The sequence below is a fragment of the Caballeronia sp. LZ028 genome, assembly GCF_031451415.1.
Taxonomy (GTDB): domain Bacteria; phylum Pseudomonadota; class Gammaproteobacteria; order Burkholderiales; family Burkholderiaceae; genus Caballeronia; species Caballeronia zhejiangensis.
Window position 1 is genome coordinate 114,328 of sequence record NZ_JARUXN010000003.1, and the last position, 21,987, is coordinate 136,314.

Genomic DNA, 21,987 nt, shown 5'->3' on the forward strand with positions numbered 1-21,987 from the left:
TCCCCGCTTATCGCTGAACGACGACGCTGCGCAGATCGGCAACGTGCTCGCCGCGCTGGTTCGTGACACGCGTCTCGCGCACGATGAACCACAGCGCGCCGTTCTTCTTGTCGTAGATATCGGCGATGCGGCTCTCGAAGCGCAGCACGTCGCCCGCATACGCCATGCGGTGATACGTGAACGACTGCTCGCCGTGGAGAATGCGCGACGAGACGATGCCGATCGCCTCGCGCCACGCCGTCGACGGCTGCTCGAATTCGAGCGAGAACAGGAACGTCGGCGGCAGCGGCAGCGCCGGATAACCGGCGTCGTGAGCGGCGGCTTCGTCGAAGTAGACCGGATTGGTTTCGCCGATCGCCTTCGCGAAGAAGCGCAGACGCCACGCGTCCGCCGTCGCGGAATAGACCGGCAACTTCATGCCGATGTGTTGTTTGTCGATCGCCATTACGCAGTCTTCTTGTAGATGGTGACGACGCCCGCGCCGCCCAGCCCGAGGTTGTGCTGCAATGCGATCTTCGCGTCCTTGACCTGACGGTCGCCGGCCGTGCCGCGCAACTGATGCGTCAGCTCGTAGCATTGCGCGAGACCCGTCGCGCCGAGCGGATGCCCCTTGGAAAGCAGGCCGCCCGACGGATTCGTCACCCATTTGCCGCCGTAGGTGTTGTCGCCATCCATGACGAGGCGCTCGCCTTCGCCTTCCTTGCACAGGCCGAGTCCTTCGTAGGTCAGCAGTTCGTTTTGCGCGAAGCAGTCGTGCAGTTCGATCACGTCGATGTCTTCGGGACCGACGCCCGCCTGCTCGTATGCCTGCTGCGCCGCGTTGCGCGTGATGTCGAAGCCGACGACGCGGATCATGTCGCGCGCTTCGTACGTGCTCGGCAGATCGGTGGCGAGCGACTGGCCGGCGATCAGCACGTCGGTGCGCAGGCCGTGCTTGCGCGCGAAGGCCTCGGACACGACGATCGCCGCCGCGCCGCCGCATGTCGGCGGGCAGGCCATCAGGCGCGTGAGCACGCCTTCCCAGAGCATCGGCGCGTTCATCACGTCTTCGGTCGTCACGACGTTGCGGAACACCGCGAGCGGATTGCGTGCCGCGTGCTCGCTCGCCTTCGCGCGAATCCGGGCGAACGTTTCGAGCTTCGTGCCGTACTTGCGCATGTGCGCCTGGCCCGCGCCCGCGAACTGGCGAATCGCCGTGGGCACTTCCGTGTTGTCGACGAGTTCGTTCGTCAGGCTGATCGCACGCTCGAGCGCGGCCGCGCGATCCGGCCATTTCGGCAGCAGCGGTCCCGGCTGCATGAATTCGAAGCCGAAGGCGAGCGCGCAATCGACCGCGCCGCTTTCCACGGCCTGGCGCGCAAGCCAGAGCGCCGACGAACCCGTCGCGCAGTTGTTGTTGACGTTGATGACCGGAATGCCCGTCATGCCGACGCGATAAAGCGCTTTCTGGCCGCACGTCGAATCGCCGTACACATAACCCGCGTAAGCCTGCTGGATGGCCTTGAAGTCGAGGCCGGCGTCGGCGAGCGCATCGCGGATCGCGATTTCGCCCATCACGTCGTACGTCTCGCTTGCACCCGGCTTCTTGAACGGAATCATTCCCACGCCCGCGACATACACCTTGCGACTCATGTGCTTCTCCTTCAGTGATTGAGGATTCGATGGATTCAGAGCTTGCGCGAGATGAGGTCTCGCATGACTTCACTGGTGCCGCCGAAAATGCGCGAGACACGGGCGTCGACGAATGCGCGCGCCACCGGATACTCCAGCATGTAGCCGTAGCCGCCGTGCAGTTGCACCATCTCGTCGAGCGCCTTGCCGAGCGCTTCGGTCGAATAGAGCTTGGCGATCGCGGATTCCTCGAGCGTCAGCCGGCGGCGCGTGTGCTCGCCGATGTAGTGATCGATCATCAGACGCACCGCGATCGCCTGCGCCTTGACGTCCGCGAGCTTGAACTTGGTGTTCTGAAAGTCCCACACGGTCTGTCCGAACGCGCGACGGTCCTTCACGTAATCGATCGTGTGCTGCAGGCAGGTTTCGAGACGCGCCGCCGCGCTCACCGCGATCGAGAGCCGTTCCTGCGGCAATTCCGCCATCAGATAGGCGAAGCCCTTGCCTTCGTCGCCGAGCCGGTTCGCGACGGGCACGCGCACGTCGTCGAAGAAGAGTTCGGCGGTGTCCTGCGCGTGCAATCCGACCTTGTCGAGCTTGCGGCCGCGGCGAAAGCCTTCGCGCGTCGCTTCGACGACGATCAGGCTCACGCCCTTCGCGCCCGCGGCCGGATCGGTCGTGCAGACGACCACGATCAGATCGCAGTTCAGACCGTTCGTGATGAAGGTCTTGCTGCCGTTGATGACGTACTCGTTGCCTTCGCGCCGCGCGGTGGTTCGCACGGCTTTGAGATCGCTGCCGACGCCGGGCTCGGTCATCGCGATCGCGAGAATCTGCTCGCCTGCGCAAATCGCGGGAAGCCATTTCTGCTTCTGCTCTTCATTGCCGATGCGCGCGATATACGGTGCGACGATGTCCGAGTGCACGCCAAAGCCCGGTCCGCTCACGCCCGTGTGCGCCATCTCTTCGACGAGCACGGCGACGTGCCCGAAGTCGCCGCCGCCGCCGCCGTACTCCGACGGAATCGACGTGCACAGCAGCCCTTGCTTGCCGGCCTTGAGCCATGTTTCACGATCCACGCAACCGGCCTTGTCCCATTGCGCCTGGCGCGGAACGCATTCGCGCTCGAAGAATCTGCGCGCAGTAGTCCGAAGCATTTCGTGATCGTCTCTGAAGACGGTTCGATTGATGTGCATTGCAAGCTCCTCTTGTTCTGTTATCGGCGCGCGCGGACGATGTGCTGGCCCGGTTCGGTCCCGTACAGCTCGTCGATCAGATGCGCCCGGCGCGCGCGCGTGGTCGCCTGATTGACGTAACCTTTGTCGGCGATTTCGTTGGCATCGAGCGATGGCGGTTCGGCCATCAGCATGAGCCGTTCGATGACGAGCGTCGCGCCGGCGGGCTTTTGCCGCACGAGCCGTTCGCGCAAAGCTCCGATGACGAGCGGATGCGCGATGAGCGACTTCGCATCCAGCGACGCGAGCTCGGGCGCGAGGCGCTGGCATGCCGCGACGTTCGGCCAGGCGAGCGCCGCGAGATAGTCGCGGTCGTGACCGCAGATCACGGCGTCGGAAACGAGCGGCGCGCAGCAGTCGACGAGCGCGAGCCGCAACGCGCCGACGCGCACCCAACTGCCGTTCGCGAGCTTGAAGTCTTCGACGGTGCGGCCCGCGAACTCCATGCCCCTCGCCGGATCGGCGGGATCGGCGAGGCGCACGGCATCGCCGAAACGGAAGAAGCCTTCTTCGTCGAAAGCGGCGGCGGTCAAATCCGGCTGGCCGATGTAGCCGCCGAACACGTTCGGGCCGCGTATGCGGATTTCATAGCGTCCGTCGCCGCCCGGAAGCGGCAGCAGCTTGACTTCGGTGCCGAGCGACGGCGTGCCGATATTGCCCGGTGTGTCGGTCGCCCAGCCGCAGTACGTGCCCATTCCCGACGTTTCCGTGGCCGCGAGTCCCGAGCAGAACGTCATGCGCTCGCCGATGGTCTTCTCCGCGACGGCCTGAATGCGGTTCCACACTTCGACCGGCATGCTCGCGCCGCCATATCCGAAGAAGCTGGCTTTGCCGAAGAGATTCTGTGCGAGCAGCGGATCGCGTTCGAGTTCGTTCGACAGCGCGGCCCAGGCGGACGGCACGCTCGTATAGATGGTCGGCGCGACGTCGCGAAGATTGCGCAGCGTGCGCTCGATCATGCCGGGAAGCGGCCGGCCATCGTCGATGTAATGGGTCGCGCCGAACTGGATTGCGCGCCCGAGATGCAGCACGCCGCCCAGGCCGTGATGCCACGGCAGCCAGTCGAGGAACACGGGCTGCGATTCGCGCAGCCACGCGAGATTGTCCGAATAGTAGGCCGCCACCGCGCCGAGATTGCGGTACGTGAGGCGCACGCCCTTCGGTGCGCCGGTCGAGCCGGAGGTGAAGAGCACGCGCGCGGTGTCGTCGTTTTGGATGGCCGCATGCGCTTGCTCGACCGTTTGCAGCCGCGCGTCCGATAGCGGAAGAGCGGTCAACGCGTCCCATGCGATGTGTCCTGCCAGCGCCTGTTTCACTGCGATGACAGGCGCGCCGTTCAGCGGCAGCGCCGCGAGCGCCCGCGCGAACGGACCGGTTTCCTGCACGAACACCGCGCCGGGCGGCACGCGTTCGCAAATCGCCTTGAGTCGCGCGAAGTCCTTGCTGAGCAGCGCATAAGTGGGCGAAATGGGCGCGCTCGGAATGCCCGCGTATTCGGCGGCGAGCAGCACGACAGCCTGTTCGATCGAGTTGCCGGACAGCAGCATCAGCGGACGTTCCGCGCCGAGGCCCATTTCGAGCAGCGCGGCGCCGACCGTGCGGACTTGCCGCCACAGTTCTCTCCAGCTCAACGCGCGCCACGCGCCATCTTCGCCGCGCTCGCAGAAGGCGGGCGTGTCGCCGCGTTCGGCGGCCCAGAGCGGAATGAAATCGGCGAAGGAACGCTGCGCGATGTCCGGCAACGGACGGTCGCAGCGAAGAATCAGCGTGCCGTCGGCGCGGCGCTCCACGAGCGTGCGGCGTTGCGGAAACCGCACGGGACGATATCGCGGCTTCGTCGCGTCGCTTGCTTCTAACGTACTCATTACGCCTGCCTCCTGAGCATGTTTGGCTTCTTTCCGATCGGGCTTGGGTGCCTGATGCGAGCGCTCTGCACTTTTCAGAAGCATACGGCTTGCGCGCAAGGCGGCGACCACCCGAGGTGGGTGGCGGCTCCTGTGGCGCCGCAGCGTATCTTCATTCCACGATGCGGCACAACGCGAAGTCGCTGAAAACGCGCATCGGTGAAGCCATCGAATCAAAGGGAGACGTCATGGATCTGGGTATCGCCGGGAAGGTCGCGCTCGTCACGGGCAGCGGACGCGGCATTGGAGCGGAAGTCGCGCGCATGCTGGCGGCGGAAGGCGCGCGCATCGTCGTGTCCGATATCGACGCCGCCGCCGCAGACGAAGTCGCAAGCGGCCTGCAAAAGAGCGGCGCGCAGGCGATCGCGGTGCGCTGCGACGTATGCAGCGAGGACGAAGTGCGGCACGTCGCGAACGCGGCGGACGAAGCCTTCGGCGGCGTCGACATCCTCGTGAACAACGCGGGCTTCAACAAGGACCGCTATCTGACGAAGATGACCGAGCCCGAATGGGACTCCGTCGTCGACGTGATCCTGAAAGGCGCGTTTCACAGCAGCCGCGCGGTGTTGCCCGGCATGATGGCGCGCAAGTGGGGGCGCATCGTGAACATCTCTTCGCGCTCCGTGTTCGGCAATCCGGGGCAAACCAACTACAGCGCCGCCAAACTTGGCCTGATCGGTTTCACGCGCGCGCTCGCGCTCGAACAGGCGAAGTTCGGCATCACCGTGAACGCGGTCGCGCCGGGCTTCGTCGAGACCGAACTGATGCGCGCCAATCCCACGTACGAAACGCTGCGCGACTCGGCGATCGCGAAAACGCCGGTCGGCTTTCTCGGCATGCCCGGCGACATCGCGTCGGCGGTTGCGTTCATCGCGTCGGAGCGCGCGCGCTACATCTCCGGCGTCACGCTGTACGTCACGGGCGGGCGCTTCTCGTCCTGAACGCGCATTCATTTACCCATCATTCGAAGACGCAGGTGGCACATGGATTTTGATTTCGACGCGGATCAGGTCGCGCTGCGCGACAGCATCCGCCGTTATATGCGCAATGAAGTCGTGGCGCGCATCGACGAATGCGAGAAGGCGCGGCGCATTCCGCTCGACCTGCTCGCGGGCGTGAGCCAGTTCGGCTATATCGGCGGCCTGCTGCCGGAAGAAGACGGCGGCATGGGCCTCGATTTCGTCACTTGGGCGATGATGCTCGAAGAATGCGGTTATTTCTGGGGCTCGCTGCGCACCATCGTCAATATCACGAACGTGTTCTGCCGCCTCGTTTCGCATCAGGGCAACGACGAGCAGAAGGCGCGTTTTCTCGCGCCCGTGCTTGCGTCGCAAAAGGGCGCGTGCGTCGCGTTCAGCGAGCCGAATCACGGCTCGAATCCGGCGGGCATCGAAACGCGCGCCGAAGATCGCGGCGATCACTACGTGCTCAACGGCACGAAGCTGTGGATCACGAACGGCGTCGCGGCCGATTACGCCATCGTGCTCGCGCGCACGCACAGCAAGACGTGCGACGGCGGCCACTCGCTCTTTCTGGTCGACAAGTCGCAGACGCCCGTCGAGGCGCGGCTCGTCGACAAGATGGTGCTGAAGGCGTCGGGCACGTCCGAGCTGTTTCTCAACGATCTGCGCATTCCGAAGGAAAACCTGCTCGGCGCGGAAGGCGGCGCCCTCAAGGTGATGGCGATCGGACTGAACTACGGCCGCATGAATATTGCGATGGGCGCGGTCGGCGCGGCGCAGGCGGCGCTCGATCTGTCCGTCGAATACGCGAAGACGCGCAAGCAGTTCGGCAAGCCGATCGGCCAGTTCCAGCTCGTGCAGAAGCATATCGTCGACATGATGGTGCGCACCGAAGCTGCGCGCGCGCTCGGCTACAAGGCGGCCGTCGCGTTGCAGAAGGGTTTGCCCGCGCGCATCGAATGCTCGATCGCGAAGCTCTATGCCGCCGAAGCGGCGCATGAAGTGGCGAAGATCGCGATCGGCGTGCACGGCGGCATCGGCTATTCGACGGAGTATCCGCTGGAGCGCATATTCCGCGACACGAGCGGCGGCACCATTCCCGAAGGCACCGCCGAAGTGCAGACGCTGATCGTCGGGCGCGAAGTGCTCGGCATGTCGGCCATCGTGTGAGGCGCGCATGAACCAGGAAAACATGCTCGCGCCGCGCGACCTCCACACCGCGCGCTACTACTGGGAAGACCTGGAGCCGGGCTTCTCGTTCGAAACGGCGAGCCGCACCGTGACCGAAGCGGACGTCGTGAGCTTCGCCGCGCTTTCCGCCGATTACAACCGCGTGCACGTCGATGCCGAGTACGCCGCGAGCACGCCGTGGGGCGCGCGCATCGCGCACGGCATGCTCGTCGCGTCGATCGTGTCGGGATTGAACACGCGCACGGTGGTCAATCAACTGCTCGAGCCGTCGCTGATCGGCATGCTGGAGACGCGCATCCGCTTTCCGAAGCCGACGCTCATCGGCGACACGATCAAGGCGCGCATCGAAATCAGCGACAGGCGCGAGACGTCGAACCCGGCGCGCGGCATCGTCGATTTCAGGCGTGTGGCGGTCAATCAGCGCGGCGAGACCGTCTGCGAATGCGACGTACGCATGATGGTCCTGCGCCGCGCGCAGAACGATTCATAAGGAGACAGCATGGTCAGCACCGAAATCGGCTACACGACGATCGACAGGATCACCGTGCGCGGCAGGGATCTGTCGAAGGACATTCTGGGCAAACTCGACTTCGTCGAAACGATGATGTTGACGATCCTGAACCGCGTGCCCGACGAGCGCGAAAAGCGCATGGTCAATCTCATTCTCGTGACGGCGTGCGATCACGGCCTGACGCCTTCCGCGATGAGCGCGCGTCTCACGTATCTCGGCGCGCCCGAGGCGATGCAGGCGGCGGTCGCGGCTGGGCTCCTCGGCGCGGGCAGCGTCTTTCTCGGCACGACGCAGAACGCGGCGGAGATGCTCATCAAGGCCGGACGCGAATTGCGCGACGACGCGAGCGAGGACGACATCACCGCGTGCGCGCGCGAGACCGTGCGGCGCGCGAAGGAAGCGAAGCAGCCGATCTACGGCGTCGGGCATCCGATCCACATCCACGGCGATCCGCGCGTCGCGACGCTCGCGCAGGCATCGCGCGACAACGGCTATTTCGGCAAGCACTGGCGGCTCGTGTTCGCGATCGAGCGCGTGCTGCGCGACGAGCACGGCAAGAACCTGCCGCTCAACGCCGTGGGCGCGATCGGTGCGATCGTCGCGGACATGTCGCTCGATCCGCTGCTCGCGCGCGGCTTCATGCTCGTCGGGCGCGCGGCGGGGCTCATCGCGCATCTGTACGAGGAGCGTCAGTACCCGGTCGCGCAGCAAATCTGGGATCTTGTGTTGACGCAGGACGAGCGCAACGAAATTCCGGCGCGCTCACGCACGCGCTGAGCCGCCAGCCGACGCTAACTCAGGCGCTCCGCGAAGGGGCGCCTCCAGAAGGAAGTGCCATGAACCTCAGCTATTCAAGCGCGGATCTCGCGTTCCGCGACCAGGTACGCCGCTTTCTCGCAGAGAACCTGCCCGTGGATCTGCGAGAGAAAGTGCTCAATCATCGTCACCTCGATGCCGACGACTTCGTGCGCTGGCAGCGCATTCTGTATCAGCATGGCTGGGGCGCGCCCGGCTGGCCGGCCGAGTTCGGCGGCACGGGCTGGAGTGCGTTGCAGCGGCTGCTGTTCGACATCGAATGCGGCATCGCGGGTGCGCCGCGTCAGCTTCCATTCGGCCTCAACATGATCGGCCCGGTGCTGATGAAGTTCGCGAGCAAGGCGCAGCAGGCGCGCTTCCTGCCGCGCATTCCGACCGCCGAGGACTGGTGGTGTCAAGGCTATTCCGAACCGGGCGCGGGTTCGGATCTCGCCTCGCTGAAAACACGGGCGGTGCGCGACGGAGACCATTACATCGTCAACGGGCAAAAGACCTGGACGACCTACGCGCAGCACGCCGACTGGATGTTCTGTCTCGTGCGGACCGATCCCGAAGCGAAGCCGCAAAGCGGCATCTCGCTGCTGCTGATCGACATGAAAAGCCCCGGCATCACCGTGCGTCCGATCCGCACGCTCGAAGGCCTCACCGATGTCAACGAAGTCTTCATCGACGAAGTAAAGGTGCCCGTCGAAAACCTCGTCGGCGAGGAGAACTGCGGCTGGACCTACGCGAAATACCTGCTCGGCCACGAGCGCACGGGTATCGCGGGCATCGGCAATTGCAGACGCGAGCTGAATTACGTGAAGGCGCTGGCGCAGCGCGAGCGCCGCCACGGCAAGCCGCTCGCGGACGACTTGCGCGTGCGCGAGAAGATCGCGTGCATCGAGGCCGAAGTGCTGGCGCTCGAAATGCTGCTGATGCGCGTCGCGTCGCAGGCGAGTCAGCGCGGCGCGGGCGTGGAATCGTCGATCCTCAAGATTCGCGGGTCCGAACTGCAGCAGTCGTTGTCGGCGCTGCAACTCGATATCGCCGGGCCGAATGCGGTGCCGTTCTCGCCCGACTGGCTCGCCGACGGCTTCGACGGATGGACGCCCGATCCCGGTCATGGCGCGAGCATCGGCAGCTTCTATCTGGAAATGCGCAAGCCGACCATCTACGGCGGCACGAACGAGGTGCAGAAGGAAATCATTGCGAAAGCGGTCATCGAGGGATGAGATCGGACATGGACTTTTCATACAGCGAAGAACAGCGCCAGCTCGCGGACAGCCTGAGGCGCTTCACGGAAGAGCGCTATCCGCTGGAGGCGCGCCGCAAGGCGAACGGTTTCAGCCGCGACGCGTGGCGAACCTACGCGGAATTCGGCGTGCTGGGGCTCGTGATCGGCTCCGAGCACGGCGGTTTCGATGGCCAAGCCACGGACACATTCGCCATTCAGTTCGAAGCGGGCCGCGCGTGCTTGCCAGAGCCGCTCATTCCGTGCGCGGTCATGGCGGCCGGGCTGATTCAGCGATACGCCACCGAAGCGCAACGCGAAGCGTGGCTGCCGCCGATCGCCGAAGGCCGCGAGATCGTGACGCTCGCGTATCAGGAGCCGTGTGCCCGCTACGACTTCGCGCGTCCGTCGACGGTAGCCGAAGCGCGTGACGACGGCTTCCTGCTCGACGGCGAGAAAGTTCACGTATGGCATGGCGCCGTCGCGCAATCGCTGATCGTATCGGCGTGGAACGCGTCGGCGCAGGCGATGTCGCTGTTCGTCGTGCCGTCGTCGGCTGCCGGTGTGACGATTCGCGCCTATCCGACGCTCGACGGCACGCACGATGCGCAAGTCACGCTGAAGGCGGTGCGCGTGCCGAAAAGCGCGCTCATCGGCGATGCCGCGCGCGGCGAAGCGATGCTCGAAAGCGCACTCGAACTCGGCATCGCGGCGCAATGCGCGGCGAGCGCGGGCGCGCTGGAACGCCTCGTCGAGATGACGGCCGAATATCTGAGCACGCGCAAGCAGTTCGGCCAGCCGCTCGCGCGCTTTCAGGCGTTGCGCCATCGCGTCGCGGACATGGCCGTGCAAAAGGAGCTGGCGTTGTCGATGGCGCATCTGGCGGCATCGGCCATCGATCATCCGAGCGTCATCGAGCGGCGTCGCATGATTTCGTCGGCGAAGCTGATCGTGAGCCGCGCGGCGCGTTTCGTCGGCGAGCAGGCCGTGCAGTTGCACGGCGGCATGGGCGTTACGGCGGAACTGGCTGTCGGCGATTACTTCAAGTCGCTGATGGTGGCGTCGCTACGTCTGGGCGATGCCGAATTTCACGCCGACGTGCTGGCGAATCTGCCGATCGAGCCTGAGGCGCGCGCGCGCGCCGCGTGAGACGCGCGCGTCCGGGATCACGCGCCGTCGTTCAGCGCGAGGTCCCGCGAGCGCGCGACGGCTTCGTCGCGGCTCGACACGCCGAGCTTGCTGTAGATGTTCTTCAGATGCCATTTGACCGTCTCGGGCGATATGCCCATCGTCCGGGCGATCTTCTTGTTCGGCAACGCCTGCGCGAGCAGGCTCAACACCTTCGTTTCCCGCACGCTCAGGATTTCCGGCGCCTTCGCCTCGCCGGCGCGCACGCCTGATCCTGGCGCGTCCGGCCGCTTCGCCGTCGCGCGCGCTTGCGCGCTGCGCAGACGATCGGCGTAGAACTGCAACACCGCGCCCTGCGGTTCGGTCCGGACGGCGGCGCCGATCAGATCCAGCGCGGCGGGATGCGCATCGAGCAGCGTGCGCACGAGGCCCAGGCGATGTCCGTGGCGCACGGCGTCCAGCATGACCTGGCGCGCCGAATCCGCGTCGCCGCGAACGTGCGCCGTGACAGCCCTGCGCACTTCCAGAGACACGGTGCGTCGCTGCCAGCCGCGCGCCCGGCACAGTTCGATGAGCGGCGCGAGCGCATGCGCCGCCGCGTCGTGATCCTCGTGCGCCATGCGCCAGTCGATGTGCGCCTGCTGCGCGACGAAGCGGAAATCGGCCGCGTGCGCGAGCGAGCCGGCGCGCGCGGTCAGTTCGTCGAGCCGCGCGAGGCCCGCGTGCGCGGCGTCGAACTGGCCGCCCTGCAAGTCGCGCCGGACGCGCTGCGCGACGCAATGCGCGAGCGCGCGCCGCAGATCGTGCTTCGCGGCGTAATCCTCGAGCCGATCGAGACACGCGATCGCATCGAGCCGATGACCCGCGAGCCAGCGCGATGACGACAGCACCGTGAGCACGCTCGTCACCGCATCCGGAAACGACACGCGCTCGATGACGTCGAGACGTTCTTCGAGCAGCTTGCACGCCTGATCGGCATCGCCGGATTCGTAGAGCACTTCGCCGAGCAGCGCGGCGGCGAGCGCGGACGCCTCCGCCGCGGCGCTGCCACGCGGTTCGGCCTCGTGGAGCACGTCGCGGCACACGCGCTCGGTGCGCAGCAGATCGCCTTCCAGCAGATGACCGAAACCCACGAGCGCGCGCCCGCTCAGCACGCCCGCCGACGTGCTCATGAGCGGCGTGCCGTCCGCGAGCACGGGCGCGCGGTCGGTCTGCGCGCGGCGCGCTTCGTCGAATTCGCCGCGCAGCGTATGCGCCCAGGTCAGCAGATTGTTGTGCGCGCCGATGGTGATGCCTTGCGCGTCGTCCGGCAGCGTGCGCAGCTGCGGCAGCAGTGTGCAGGCGGCGTCGAGATCGTCGCGCTGGACCGCGAGCGCGGCTTCCAGCAGCGTGACGCGATAGCGCGAGTGCGTGTCGTCGTGCGCGAGATCGGCGCGCAGCCGTTCGATCTCGCTCGCGCAAGCGTCGAACTCGCGATTGTAGAGATGCAGATGGATCATCCAGAGCCGCAGCCCGACGCGCGCCTGAATCTCGGCTTGCGGCAAGAGACGCATCAGCGCGACGATCCGGCGCAGTTCGCCGCGCGGCTGCAGGGCGCGCGCGATCTGCGCGACGAGATCGGCGGCGGCGGCGGGTTCGCCGGCGAGCACGGCGTGACGCACGGCTTCATCGGCGTAATCGTGCTTGCGGAACCACTGCCATGCCGTGTGATGCACTTGCCGCTGCTGCGCCTCGCTGCGTGCGCGAAAACGCTCCAGCAAGGTCTCGCGAAAAAGCGGATTCAGGCGATACCACACATTGCGTGCATCCTGACCGGCGGGCGCGAGAAAGAGATTGTCGCTTTCCAGACGGGCGAGCAGCTTGAGCACGCTGTCGGGATGATCCGCGCGGCCGATCAGCGCGACGCACAAGGGCGCGCAGAGCCGCTCGCACACGGCCATCCGCATGAGCAGCTCGCATTCGCTCGCGGCGAGCCGCGACAGCACTTCGCGTCCGAAATACTCCGCGAACGTGTGGATGTCGAGCAGCGGAGCGTCCGCGAACGCTTCATCGAGCGCGAGCTGCTTCGGCGCGACGTTCCCGCGCTTCGCGCCGACCACCATCAGCTGCAGCCCGGCGATCCAGCCATCGGTCATTTCGTGCATGCGGCGCGCGTCGCGCGGGGCGATGTCGCGAAGCTGCGATTTGAGAAACGCGAACGATTCCGCCATCGAAAAGCGCAGATCGCGCATGTCGAGTTCGAGCAGCAGACCTTCGTCGCGAATGCGGCCGACGGACAGCGGAATCGCGCCGCGCGACGCGATCGCGACATGCAGATTCGGCGGCGCGTAATCGAGCAGCCATTGCAGCGATTGATGACAGCGCCGATCCGTCAGCCGATGCAGATCGTCGAGCACGAGCACGAGATCGCCCTGACGGCCCGCGATGCCGCGCACCAGCGCGATGATCGTGCGTTCGACCGCTTCGTCGTCGAGGCCGCGGCCGCCGAGCAGGGCGGCGTCGCCGGCGATCGACGGATCGACTTGCGCGAGGCTCGCGGCCAGTGCGTCGAGGAACCGGGCGAGGTCGTCGGTTTCATCGGACAGCGTGAGCCACGCGACCTGAAACGCGAGCGGATAAAGCGCCTCGCGCCACGCGATGAGCGCGGTCGTCTTGCCGTAGCCCGCCGGGCCTTGCATCACGATGCAGCGCTTGCGCCGCGCTTCGACGAGCTGCGCGACGAGCCGCTCGCGGCCCACGATGCGCGTCGATATGCGCGGCGATGCGCAGGCCGGATCGGACGCGGATGCCCGCGCGGTGTCGTCATCGGAATGATTCGGATAGCGAAGGAGGATCGTTTCAGTCATCAAGCACCTGCGTCTTTCAAGGTGGGACAAAACTCCGATGCCGGCGATTCTAGCGTTCACGACGCGCCGTGCCCGCTAGGGAACACGCGTAGTCCGGCGCGGGAACTATCGGAGTACGGCAATGGTTCGCTCGACGAACGAACTGGGGTATTCCCGCGCCTACTCGATTCGGGTAGTGGTGACGCGAAGACGCCCTGCAACACTGAATCGGACGGGATCGGAGGGGCGTCGGCGTGCGTCGCGTGCATCGGACAAACGCGCCGGGGAGACCAAAAACCCATAACGAGGAGACAGCTATGTGTATCGTCAGGAAGAGCGTTGCCGGTGCGGCCCTTGCGGTCGTGGCGAGCGGCGCGGCGGCCCAGTCCAGCGTCACGCTTTACGGCGTCGCGGACGCATTCTTTCAGTGGTACGACAACGGCGGCCAGCATTCCTGGTCGATGCGAAGCGGCGGCAACAGCGGTTCGATGGTCGGCCTGAAGGGCAGCGAAGATCTCGGCAGCGGCCTGAAGGCCGTGTTCACGCTGGAGAGCGGCTTCAACATCAACAACGGCACCGCTTTCGCCGATTCCTCGGTGATGTTCTATCGTCAGGCGTGGGTCGGCCTGTCGCACGAAAAGTACGGCTCGCTGACGTTCGGCCGGCAGTATCAGCCGACGTTCTGGTCGCTCTATCCGACCGATCCGTTTCGCGCGAACGAAGTGCTCTCGCCGCTCGCGGCATCGGCGAATTCCATCGACCGAAACACGATCGCCACGCAGACGGGCGGCGGCCGTTCGAGCAATGCGATCGTCTACAAGTCGCCGAATCTCAGCGGATTCCAGCTTTGGGGCATGTATGCGCTCGCGGCGTCCGTGACGCAGCCGTATCCGCAGAGCACGGGCAACATGCTCGATGTGGCCGCCACGTACTCCGGTTACGGGCTGTACGCAGGCGTGTCGTATCAGTTCCAGCATCCCGGATCGAAGACCTTGCCGGGATTGCCGGCTGCGGTGAACACGGTGTCCGTCGAGCATTACACGGCGGCGCTCGCGTATCGCATCGGCATCGTGAATCTGCAGGCCAACTACACGTATCACAAGCCGGAGAATCCGGCCGCGGGTTCCGTCGCGGCGCGGCTGAACGCGGCGCATCCGTTCAGCGTCGCGGAAATCGGCGCGACGATTCAGGCGACGCCCGCCGACGCCATCGAAATCGCCGGCTTTCAGCGCCTCGCGCGCGGCGTGCATGACAACACCTGGGGCGTGCAGGTCGGCGCGGATCATAGCCTCTCGAAGCGCACGACCCTTTATGCGCGCGCGGGCTTCATGAAGAACAACGGCCTCGCGACGACCGCCTGGCCCGGCTACACGACGACCGCGGGCGAAAATCAGACGCTCGTCGGCGTCGGCATGTCGCATCGCTTCTGATTGACAGCGGGCGCGCTTCGTCCGAACCTGCGGGCGCGGCGGAGTGCGCCGTTCGGCATTCATCGCATCGAGCATCGTTACAACAAACATGGCGGCAAATCACACTATGAAATTACTTCGAACTGCAAAGCTGATGATCGGCGTCGCCGCCGTCAGCGCATCGTTTTATGGCAACGCGCAGAGCGGCGCGTCGGCGCCCGTGAGCGCGTCCGCGCCGGCGATGGCATCGGCGGCGACTGGCGGCAAGACTTCGTCGAAAGCGGCGGATCGCGCGCTGCGCCGGAAGATCCTCACCGCGCTCGCCGACGCAAAGGGAATGCGCGCGGCCGGCATCACTGTGCGCGCCACCGACGGCGACGTGCTGCTCGAAGGCTGGGTTCCCGAAGTCGCGCAGATCGAGCAGGCGACGCGCGTGGCGCAGGGCGTGCCGGGCGTGAAAACGGTGCGCAACACGCTGACGCTCTCGACATTCTGATAGCGCTTGAACGTTCCTTCATGGCCCCGCGCCGGTTTGCGCCGACGCGGGGCGTTTGCATTACGCGCAGCCGGCGATCGACTTCGTTTCGAGGAACTCGGACAAACCGTGCTCGCCGAACTCGCGACCGTTGCCGGATGTCTTGTAGCCGCCGAAAGGCGCGTTCAGGTCGAGCGTCGCGCCGTTGAGCATCACCGCCCCCGCGCGCAGATGATCCGCGACGCGACGCGCGCGCGCCGCGTCGGATGACGACACGTAGGCGGCGAGACCGAAGTCGGTATCGTTGGCGATGTCGATGGCTTCGTCTTCGCTCGAATACGGAATCATCACGACGACCGGACCGAAAATTTCCTCGCGCGCAATGCTCATGTCGTTGCGCACGTTGGCGAACACGGTCGGGCGCGCGTAGAAGCCGCGCGTGAGCGTATCGGGCCGGCCGGGGCCGCCGGCTGCGAGCGTCGCGCCTTCGTCGATGCCGCGCTGGATCATCTGCTGCACGCGCTCGTACTGACGCCGATTCGAGATCGGGCCGAGTTTGGTATCGGGATGCGCCGGATCGCCGACCGTCAGCGCGTTCGCGGTCGCGGCAGCGATTGCAACGGCGTGGTCGTGCAGACGCTTCGGCACCAGCATGCGCGTCGGCGCGATGCACGTCTGGCCGGAGTTGAGCATGCAGGAGATCACGCCGTTCGATACGGCGCTCTTCAGATCGGCGTCGTCGAGGATCAGGTTCGGCGACTTGCCGCCCAGCTCCTGCGTGACGCGCTTCACGGTCGGCGCCGCTTTCATCGCGACATCGACACCCGCGCGCGTCGATCCGGTGATCGACACCATATCGACACCGCGATGGCTCGCGAGCGCCCCGCCGATGTCGGCGCCATCGCCGTAAATCATGTTGAACACGCCGGCTGGCACGCCCGCGTCGTGGAGAATCTGCGCGAAAAGCTCGGCGTCGAGCGGCGTGATTTCCGATGGCTTCAACACGATGGTGCAGCCCGCCGCAAGCGCGGGCGCGACTTTCGCCGCGATCTGATTGAGCGGCCAGTTCCACGGCGTGATGAGCGCCGCCACGCCGATCGCCTCGCGCACGATCTGCGTGCGTCCGCGCGTGGCGACGAACGGGAAGTCCTGCAGCGCGGTCAGCGTGCCGTGAAACTGGCCGAGTCCGGCGGGCGCCTGCTTCTCGCGCGCGAGCCATGCGGGCGCGCCCATTTCCGTGGTGATCGCGTCGGCGAGCGCGCCCATGCGTTCCTTGTACAGCGTCATGACGCGGCTCAGCAACGCCGCGCGCGTCGCGACGCTCGTGCGCGACCACGCGGGAAACGCGGCGCGCGCCGCTGCGACCGCGGCGTCGACGTCGGCGCTCGTGCCCATCGCCACGCGGCCGATGACGTCTTCCGTCGCGGGATTGACGATGTCGGCGAAATGCGCGCCGGCGGCCGGCTCGACCCAACGTCCGCCGATATAGAACTTGTTCAACTCTTTCACGGTTTCTCCATTGCGTGATGACGCGCTCAGACCGGGCGCTCACCGATGATCGTCGCGCGCATCATGCGGCGCACGGCGGGATAGTAGTCCTGAACGGCATAGTGCTGCGTGGCGCGGTTGTCCCAGAAGGCGATCGTGTGCGGCTCCCATTTCAGGCGCGCTTGATATTCCGGCGCGGCCGCTTGCCGGAACAGATACTGAAGGAGGTCCATTTCGGCCAGCTTGAGATCGAAGCCGAAGCGATAGCCCGCGATCTCCGCGTAGTTGGAGAAATGCGTCGTGAATGCCTCGTTGACGAAGAGCAGCTTCTCGCCGGATTCGGGATGCGTGCGGACCACCGGATGCGTGACGGCCGGGTTTTGCGCGCGCACGGTGATGCGCTGTTCGGGCGGCAGCATCGAGCCGAAGAGCGGCATCAGATCGTGCACGGCGATGAGGCCCTCGAGACGCGCTTTGACTTCGGCGGGCAGGTTCTCGTAGGCGAGCGCCATGTTCACCCAGATGGTGTCGCCGCCGGTTGGCGGACATTCGACGCAACGCAGGATCGAGCCCATCGACGGCACTTCGCGCCACGAAACATCGCTGTGATAGATGTTTTCGCGGCCGCGCTTCTTGTCGGACTTGTCGAAGACGACGAGCTCCGGATGATCGGGATGATGCGCGATGACGGGATGCACTTCCAGCTTGCCGAACCGCTGCCCGAGCGCGACGTGCTGCGCGGGCGTAATGTCCTGATCGCGGAAGAACAGCACCTTGTAGCGGATCAGCGCGCGGCGCAGCGCGAGATACGTCGGCTCGTCGAGCGGCTGGCGCAGGTCGATGTCGCTCACGTAAGCGCCGATCGCGGGCGTGGCCTGCGTGACGGTGAACGGCCAGATTTCGCCTGGAGCCGAATCGGAAGTGCGTGCTTCGATGGTCGAACCGGCTTGCTGCATGTCGATCTCCCGTTGATGCGGCGTCGCCAAAACAGGCGCCCGAGCCGCGATGCTCGCGAGCATGGTCGCACAACCTGTCATAACAGGTGTACCGGTTAAAACCCGTAGCCTGTCATGACAGCTACAATCGCCGTCAGTGTTTCGATCCACCGGACAAGATAAAAGGGCGCCATGACACAAACTCGTTTCAGGCAGATCGAAGAAGCGTTGCGGCAGCAGATCATCGCCAACGATCTCGCGCCGGGCGTCAAGCTGCCGTCGGAAGCGGAACTCGTCGAACAATATGGCGCGAGCCGCATCACGATCCGGCAGGCGCTCGCCGGGCTGCATGCGAGCGGGTTGATCGAGAAGATCAACGGGAAGGGAAGTTTCGTCACGCGTCCGTCGGAGCGCTCGGATCTCGGACAACTGACCGGTTTCTACGAAGCGGCGCGCAAGCGCGGCCAGACGGCCAACGGCGAACTGCTGTCGGTGCGGACGATCACGCCGCCGCCGTTCGCGATGGAAGCGCTCGGCTTAAGCGAAGGCGACACGCTCGTCTGCGCGACGACCTTGCGTCTGTGGGACGCCGCGCCCGTCGCCATGTTCATGGTGATGGCCGACCCGGCGCTCATGGACGCACTCGTCGCCGAAGACCTCGAAACGAACGACGTCACGAGCATTCTCGAAGAACGCCTCGGTTATCGGCTGAAGCATCTGGAAACCGAGAGCGCCGCGATCGCCGCCACGAAAGAGCACGCGCGGCGGCTGAAGGTGGATCCGGGCGCGCCGCTTCTTCGCGTCCGGTGCACGCCTTTCGACATTCAGGGCAAGGCGCTGTGCTGCGCCGAACTGCTGTTTCGCGGCGACCGCTTCGCGTACAAGGCGAAGGTGTCGCGCTAGCCGCGCTCAGGCGGCGCTCGTCGCGACCGGCTCGGTCGAAGCGCGCGGCGCGCGATCCGGATGCATCCAGCGCAGCGCGATGAGCGTGGCGACGATCAGCATGGCGGCGGTCGTCGCGAAGCCCAGTTCGTAGGCGTGGGCACTCGTGCTGCCGTGCGCCTGCACGATGCGGCCGATGACCATCGGCGCGATCGCCGCGCCCGTGCTCGCGAGCGCGGTGTGGATGCCGATGAGCGCGCCGCGCTGCGCATCCGGCACGACTTCGGACAGCACGGCGGGCGCGAGCGCGAAACACACGGCCGGCAGCGCGCCGGCCACCGCGAACACGGCGACCTTCTGCGCGGAGCTGAGGCCCGGCAGCATCAGCGCGAAGAAAAGGCACGCGGATATCGCGAACGCGGCGCACAGCAAACGCACGCGTGCGCTGCGAGACGACGCCCCGCGAGCGAGCATGCGCTGCGACAGCCAACTGAGCCCGAGGCTGAACGGCGCCGCGGTGGCGATCACGAGCGCGAAGCAGCGTCCGGACGCGATGCCGGAGAAGCCGAGCGCTTTTTCGAGGTAACTCATCAGCCAGGTCGTGTTGGCGCCGAGCATCCAGTAAGCGGCGAAACCGAGCATGAACACGCTGAGGACGGTCGGATTGCTCAGGAGCTTGCGATACGGCACTTTCTGAAGCGCGGCGTCGGCACTGGCGTTGCCGCGCGGACGCCGCGCAAGATTGCCCTCGCGTCCGACGAACAGCCACACGACGCTCCACAACGCGCCGACGATGCCGAGCAGGATGAAGTTCATGCGCCAGCCCCAGTGATGCGTGATCACCGGAATGAGCAGGCCCGCGAGCAGCAGGCCGACCATCGCGCCCTGATTGAGCAAGGCGACCGGCATGTTGCGCTTTTCGTCGGGAAACCATTTGTAGAGCGCGTGTACGGAAACGGGATAGAACGGGCCTTCCGCCGCGCCGAGCACCATGCGGCTCAGGAGAAACGCGGCCATGCTGCTGAAGAGCGCCTGCGGAATCTGCAGCACGGCCCACATGACGCCCATCGCGAGCAGCAGCCAGCGGGTCTGGATGCGGTTCGACAGAAAGCCGACCAGCACCGTCGATACGGCGAACAGCCAGAAGAAGCTTCCCGCGACGACGCCGAATTGCGCCGGCGACAGGTTCAGATCGCGCATCAGCGGCACGGCCACCATGCCGAGCACGATCTTGTCGAGGAAATTGATGAGGGCAAGCGCCGTCAGCATCAGCGTCGTCAACCACGCCGCGCGTGGCCTGTAACCGTCGAGTGAGTTCATGGGTCGGATCGGCTCAAAAATGCGGCGCCCGTTCGGGCCGCGGGGTGCGTTGTAGGTTTCGCCGCGCGCGCTCGCGCGGAGTGCAAGCTGCACGTCGCCACGTTAAGTGCGCGTGACGAACCGCACCCCCACCCGAAACAGGGAGGACAGGGAAAACGCCGTCTCGCACAGTGTGTCACGCGGCGGGCGCAGACTGTTCGCCGCCTCGTTGCCTGGATTGCCGGCGCGCCTGGCATCACGCGGATGGCATCGTCCTTGCAAACGGTTCTTCCTTCGGACTATCGAACCATCGTTCAGCCCTGAAAGGAGAGTGCTCATGAGTCTGGATCTGACCTTCCGCGCAGGCGAAGCAACCGTGCTGGCGGCGCCGGGACAAGCGACCGACGCGATGCCCGAAATTCTCATCGGCCGCGTCGACGGGCCGGTCGGCCACGCGTTCGCCAACATGATGGCGCAATCGAAAGGACACACGGCGATGTTCGCGATACGCGCGTGCAATCAGATGGTGCGCCCGGCGACGATGATCGTGCCGAAAGTGACGCTGAAGGACATGGCGAACATCGATCTGTTCGGCGGCGTGATGCAGTCGGCAACCGCCGATGCGGTCGTCGATTGCCTGATAGAAGGCATCCTGCCGAAGGATCAGGCGAACGATTTGTGCATCATCAGTCTGGTGTGGATCGATCCGCGTTGCGCGACGGACGCGAACATCGACAAGAAGGACATGTACCGCACGAATTACGAAGCGACCAAGCTCGCCATTCAGCGCGCCATGAGCAACGAGCCGAGCGTGGAGGAACTCATCGCGAATCGCCACACGATCAAGCACGACATGGACGACTGGAGCTGAATTCCACGGTTCAGCGGTTTCCCGCCGGACGCGGCTCGCGCTTTCGTGGCGCCGCTCGCCGACGCGGGCTGCGCGGCGACGGTGCGCAATCTTCGCCGATGGCGGTGCCGGCGGATTTGTGCTGCGCGGCGGGCGGCGCGAGATCGGCCGCTTTCAAGGTGAAGTTGACGCGCACGGTGTCGTACGGAAACGCGATGGCGCCGTGCTCGTCGTGTTCCAGCAAGCCGGCTTCGAGAAGCGCTTGCACGTCGCGATGCACGCCTTTCACGTCGCGTTCAAGCCGGCGCGACAGCTCGCGGATCGACATCGGGCCGGCGCCGGTCATCGCGCGGATGATTTGCCAGCGGGGCGTGGTGAAGGTGCGGAAGAGGAGTTCGGGCGTGGCGTAGGAGAAGAACCTTCCTGGGAACTTGCCGCTCTTGACCGTGGCAAGAACGCGCTCGCTGAACTCTTCCAGCGACGCGATGCCGATCGTGACGGTCTTCATCATCTTGAGCTCCATCTGTTCCAGACTTGCACATTCGTGAAGAAGTCGGCGCATAACTGCTCGACCGACGTAAATTCATAAAGTGTCTCGACGTTCGCGAAGTGACGGTGATCGCCTTTGCCTCGCTCGTTGTCGTAACGCAGCACGCACTCGCCAGCGACGACATACGCAAGCCTGTATTTATATGAATGTGTGCATCCCGGAACAGGCTCATGGACATGCCATATCGTTAGTTCGACGAAACCACCGGAAGGCAGCTCCTCTCGCGCACCCGGGACGAGCGGAGCGTTTCTGTTGGACACTCTGACAACGCCATAGTGTGTTGTCAAATGCTCCAACACCCGGCCGCCGCCCGCCATTCCCCGAACGGACGACTTGACACACCTTCGCTGCCAAGCTCGCGAGACGCTGCTAGACTGACACGCGCGTTGAGCTGCGCGCTTTCATGACGAAAAGAAGTCAGACGCGCCGCCCGCGATTCCGCACTGCAACATGCCCGCGCGACAAGAACGCGCCACCGCCTTATAGCCGTCACCTATCGGCGGCATTGCAAAAATCGCATTCTATTGAGCGCTGCTCTCACGTATTTTTTAAGTTGCACAAGGCTGTCGGGATGAACCACGCATCGCCCGATGCACGCCGCGAAATCCCTTATCGGACCAGGTTCGTGCAGCGCCTCGCATGGATCTGACGCCATGGTAGTCAGTAGCACAAGAACTAGTACTAGTGGGTACGTCCTCGCAAG

General features: G+C 65.4%; 20 protein-coding genes. 10 read left to right on the forward strand and 10 right to left on the reverse strand.

All coding sequences use genetic code 11. The annotated features are described in order from the left end of the window. Nucleotides 1–7: 7 nt before the first annotated feature. From QCE58_RS18120 to QCE58_RS18135, 4 genes are read right to left on the reverse strand one after another with little or no spacing between them, the layout of a single operon-like run. On the reverse strand, nucleotides 8–445 hold the full coding sequence (locus QCE58_RS18120) for a MaoC family dehydratase N-terminal domain-containing protein (protein ID WP_008347319.1): 438 nt from the start codon (nucleotides 443–445) through the stop codon (nucleotides 8–10). Then, nucleotides 445–1,632, reverse strand: coding sequence for a lipid-transfer protein (locus tag QCE58_RS18125; protein ID WP_008347320.1), 1,188 nt, complete (start codon nucleotides 1,630–1,632; stop codon nucleotides 445–447). Before QCE58_RS18125 ends, QCE58_RS18120 begins: the two co-directional genes overlap by 1 nt. Nucleotides 1,633–1,667: 35 nt before the next feature. Further along, entirely contained in the window at nucleotides 1,668–2,807 is a 1,140-nt protein-coding gene (locus QCE58_RS18130) for an acyl-CoA dehydrogenase family protein (RefSeq protein WP_008347322.1), read from the reverse strand. Nucleotides 2,808–2,827: 20 nt separating this feature from the next. Continuing rightward, nucleotides 2,828–4,711 (reverse strand): feruloyl-CoA synthase, encoded by a 1,884-nt coding sequence (locus tag QCE58_RS18135; protein ID WP_250522155.1) that lies wholly within the window; start codon nucleotides 4,709–4,711, stop codon nucleotides 2,828–2,830. 227 nt (nucleotides 4,712–4,938) lie between these two features. On the opposite strand from QCE58_RS18135, the gene QCE58_RS18140 reads away from it, so the two are divergent. Genes QCE58_RS18140 through QCE58_RS18165 form a run of 6 tightly spaced genes read left to right on the forward strand, consistent with a single transcriptional unit; the run spans nucleotide 4,939 to nucleotide 10,592 of the window. Then, a complete protein-coding gene (locus QCE58_RS18140; protein ID WP_033535894.1) occupies nucleotides 4,939–5,691 on the forward strand; it encodes an SDR family NAD(P)-dependent oxidoreductase in 753 nt (250 codons plus the stop codon). Nucleotides 5,692–5,733: 42 nt separating this feature from the next. Beyond that, the gene (locus QCE58_RS18145; protein ID WP_250437016.1) at nucleotides 5,734–6,882 is read left to right on the forward strand and encodes an acyl-CoA dehydrogenase family protein; all 1,149 of its coding nucleotides are present in this window, start codon (nucleotides 5,734–5,736) and stop codon (nucleotides 6,880–6,882) included. Nucleotides 6,883–6,889: 7 nt separating this feature from the next. After that, nucleotides 6,890–7,393, forward strand: coding sequence for a MaoC/PaaZ C-terminal domain-containing protein (locus QCE58_RS18150; protein WP_008347330.1), 504 nt, complete (start codon nucleotides 6,890–6,892; stop codon nucleotides 7,391–7,393). A 9-nt stretch (nucleotides 7,394–7,402) separates the two neighbouring features. Next, on the forward strand, nucleotides 7,403–8,191 hold the full coding sequence (locus tag QCE58_RS18155; protein WP_250522156.1) for a citryl-CoA lyase: 789 nt from the start codon (nucleotides 7,403–7,405) through the stop codon (nucleotides 8,189–8,191). 59 nt (nucleotides 8,192–8,250) lie between these two features. Beyond that, complete coding sequence (locus tag QCE58_RS18160) at nucleotides 8,251–9,444, forward strand: acyl-CoA dehydrogenase family protein (RefSeq protein ID WP_250522157.1); 1,194 nt, start codon at nucleotides 8,251–8,253, stop codon at nucleotides 9,442–9,444. Between the two features lie 8 nt (nucleotides 9,445–9,452). Then, a complete protein-coding gene (locus QCE58_RS18165; RefSeq protein ID WP_008347336.1) occupies nucleotides 9,453–10,592 on the forward strand; it encodes an acyl-CoA dehydrogenase family protein in 1,140 nt (379 codons plus the stop codon). A gap of 17 nt (nucleotides 10,593–10,609) precedes the next feature. Here the strand turns inward: QCE58_RS18165 and QCE58_RS18170 are convergent, their stop codons facing one another. Further along, a complete protein-coding gene (locus QCE58_RS18170; RefSeq protein ID WP_250522158.1) occupies nucleotides 10,610–13,417 on the reverse strand; it encodes a LuxR C-terminal-related transcriptional regulator in 2,808 nt (935 codons plus the stop codon). A 296-nt stretch (nucleotides 13,418–13,713) separates the two neighbouring features. Between QCE58_RS18170 and QCE58_RS18175 the strand changes: the two genes are divergently transcribed. Then, nucleotides 13,714–14,826, forward strand: a complete 1,113-nt coding sequence (locus QCE58_RS18175; protein WP_175982025.1) for a porin — start codon at nucleotides 13,714–13,716, stop codon at nucleotides 14,824–14,826. Between the two features lie 106 nt (nucleotides 14,827–14,932). Continuing rightward, nucleotides 14,933–15,301, forward strand: coding sequence for a BON domain-containing protein (locus QCE58_RS18180; RefSeq protein WP_250437019.1), 369 nt, complete (start codon nucleotides 14,933–14,935; stop codon nucleotides 15,299–15,301). A 60-nt stretch (nucleotides 15,302–15,361) separates the two neighbouring features. Here QCE58_RS18180 and QCE58_RS18185 read toward each other — a convergent pair whose 3' ends face one another. Both QCE58_RS18185 and QCE58_RS18190 read right to left on the reverse strand, forming a co-directional pair. Then, complete coding sequence (locus tag QCE58_RS18185) at nucleotides 15,362–16,789, reverse strand: aldehyde dehydrogenase family protein (protein WP_250522159.1); 1,428 nt, start codon at nucleotides 16,787–16,789, stop codon at nucleotides 15,362–15,364. Between the two features lie 26 nt (nucleotides 16,790–16,815). Further along, nucleotides 16,816–17,724, reverse strand: a complete 909-nt coding sequence (locus QCE58_RS18190; RefSeq protein WP_250437020.1) for a TauD/TfdA family dioxygenase — start codon at nucleotides 17,722–17,724, stop codon at nucleotides 16,816–16,818. A 171-nt stretch (nucleotides 17,725–17,895) separates the two neighbouring features. Here QCE58_RS18190 and QCE58_RS18195 point away from each other — a divergent pair, with 171 nt between their 5' ends. Further along, entirely contained in the window at nucleotides 17,896–18,606 is a 711-nt protein-coding gene (locus QCE58_RS18195) for a GntR family transcriptional regulator (protein WP_008347350.1), read from the forward strand. 6 nt (nucleotides 18,607–18,612) lie between these two features. Here the strand turns inward: QCE58_RS18195 and QCE58_RS18200 are convergent, their stop codons facing one another. Further along, nucleotides 18,613–19,905 carry an MFS transporter gene (locus QCE58_RS18200; protein WP_250522160.1) on the reverse strand — a complete coding sequence of 431 codons (1,293 nt, stop codon included), beginning with the start codon at nucleotides 19,903–19,905 and terminating at the stop codon, nucleotides 18,613–18,615. Between the two features lie 316 nt (nucleotides 19,906–20,221). Here QCE58_RS18200 and fae point away from each other — a divergent pair, with 316 nt between their 5' ends. Next, nucleotides 20,222–20,755: a formaldehyde-activating enzyme gene (gene fae, locus QCE58_RS18205; RefSeq protein ID WP_250522161.1), complete on the forward strand. Its 534-nt coding sequence runs from the start codon at nucleotides 20,222–20,224 to the stop codon at nucleotides 20,753–20,755. Between the two features lie 10 nt (nucleotides 20,756–20,765). Here the strand turns inward: fae and QCE58_RS18210 are convergent, their stop codons facing one another. Together QCE58_RS18210 and QCE58_RS18215 are read right to left on the reverse strand one after the other, a co-directional pair. Beyond that, the gene (locus tag QCE58_RS18210; RefSeq protein WP_250522162.1) at nucleotides 20,766–21,245 is read right to left on the reverse strand and encodes a transcriptional regulator; all 480 of its coding nucleotides are present in this window, start codon (nucleotides 21,243–21,245) and stop codon (nucleotides 20,766–20,768) included. Next, nucleotides 21,242–21,601 (reverse strand): DUF6516 family protein, encoded by a 360-nt coding sequence (locus tag QCE58_RS18215; RefSeq protein WP_250522163.1) that lies wholly within the window; start codon nucleotides 21,599–21,601, stop codon nucleotides 21,242–21,244. Before QCE58_RS18215 ends, QCE58_RS18210 begins: the two co-directional genes overlap by 4 nt. Nucleotides 21,602–21,987 lie beyond the last annotated feature (386 nt).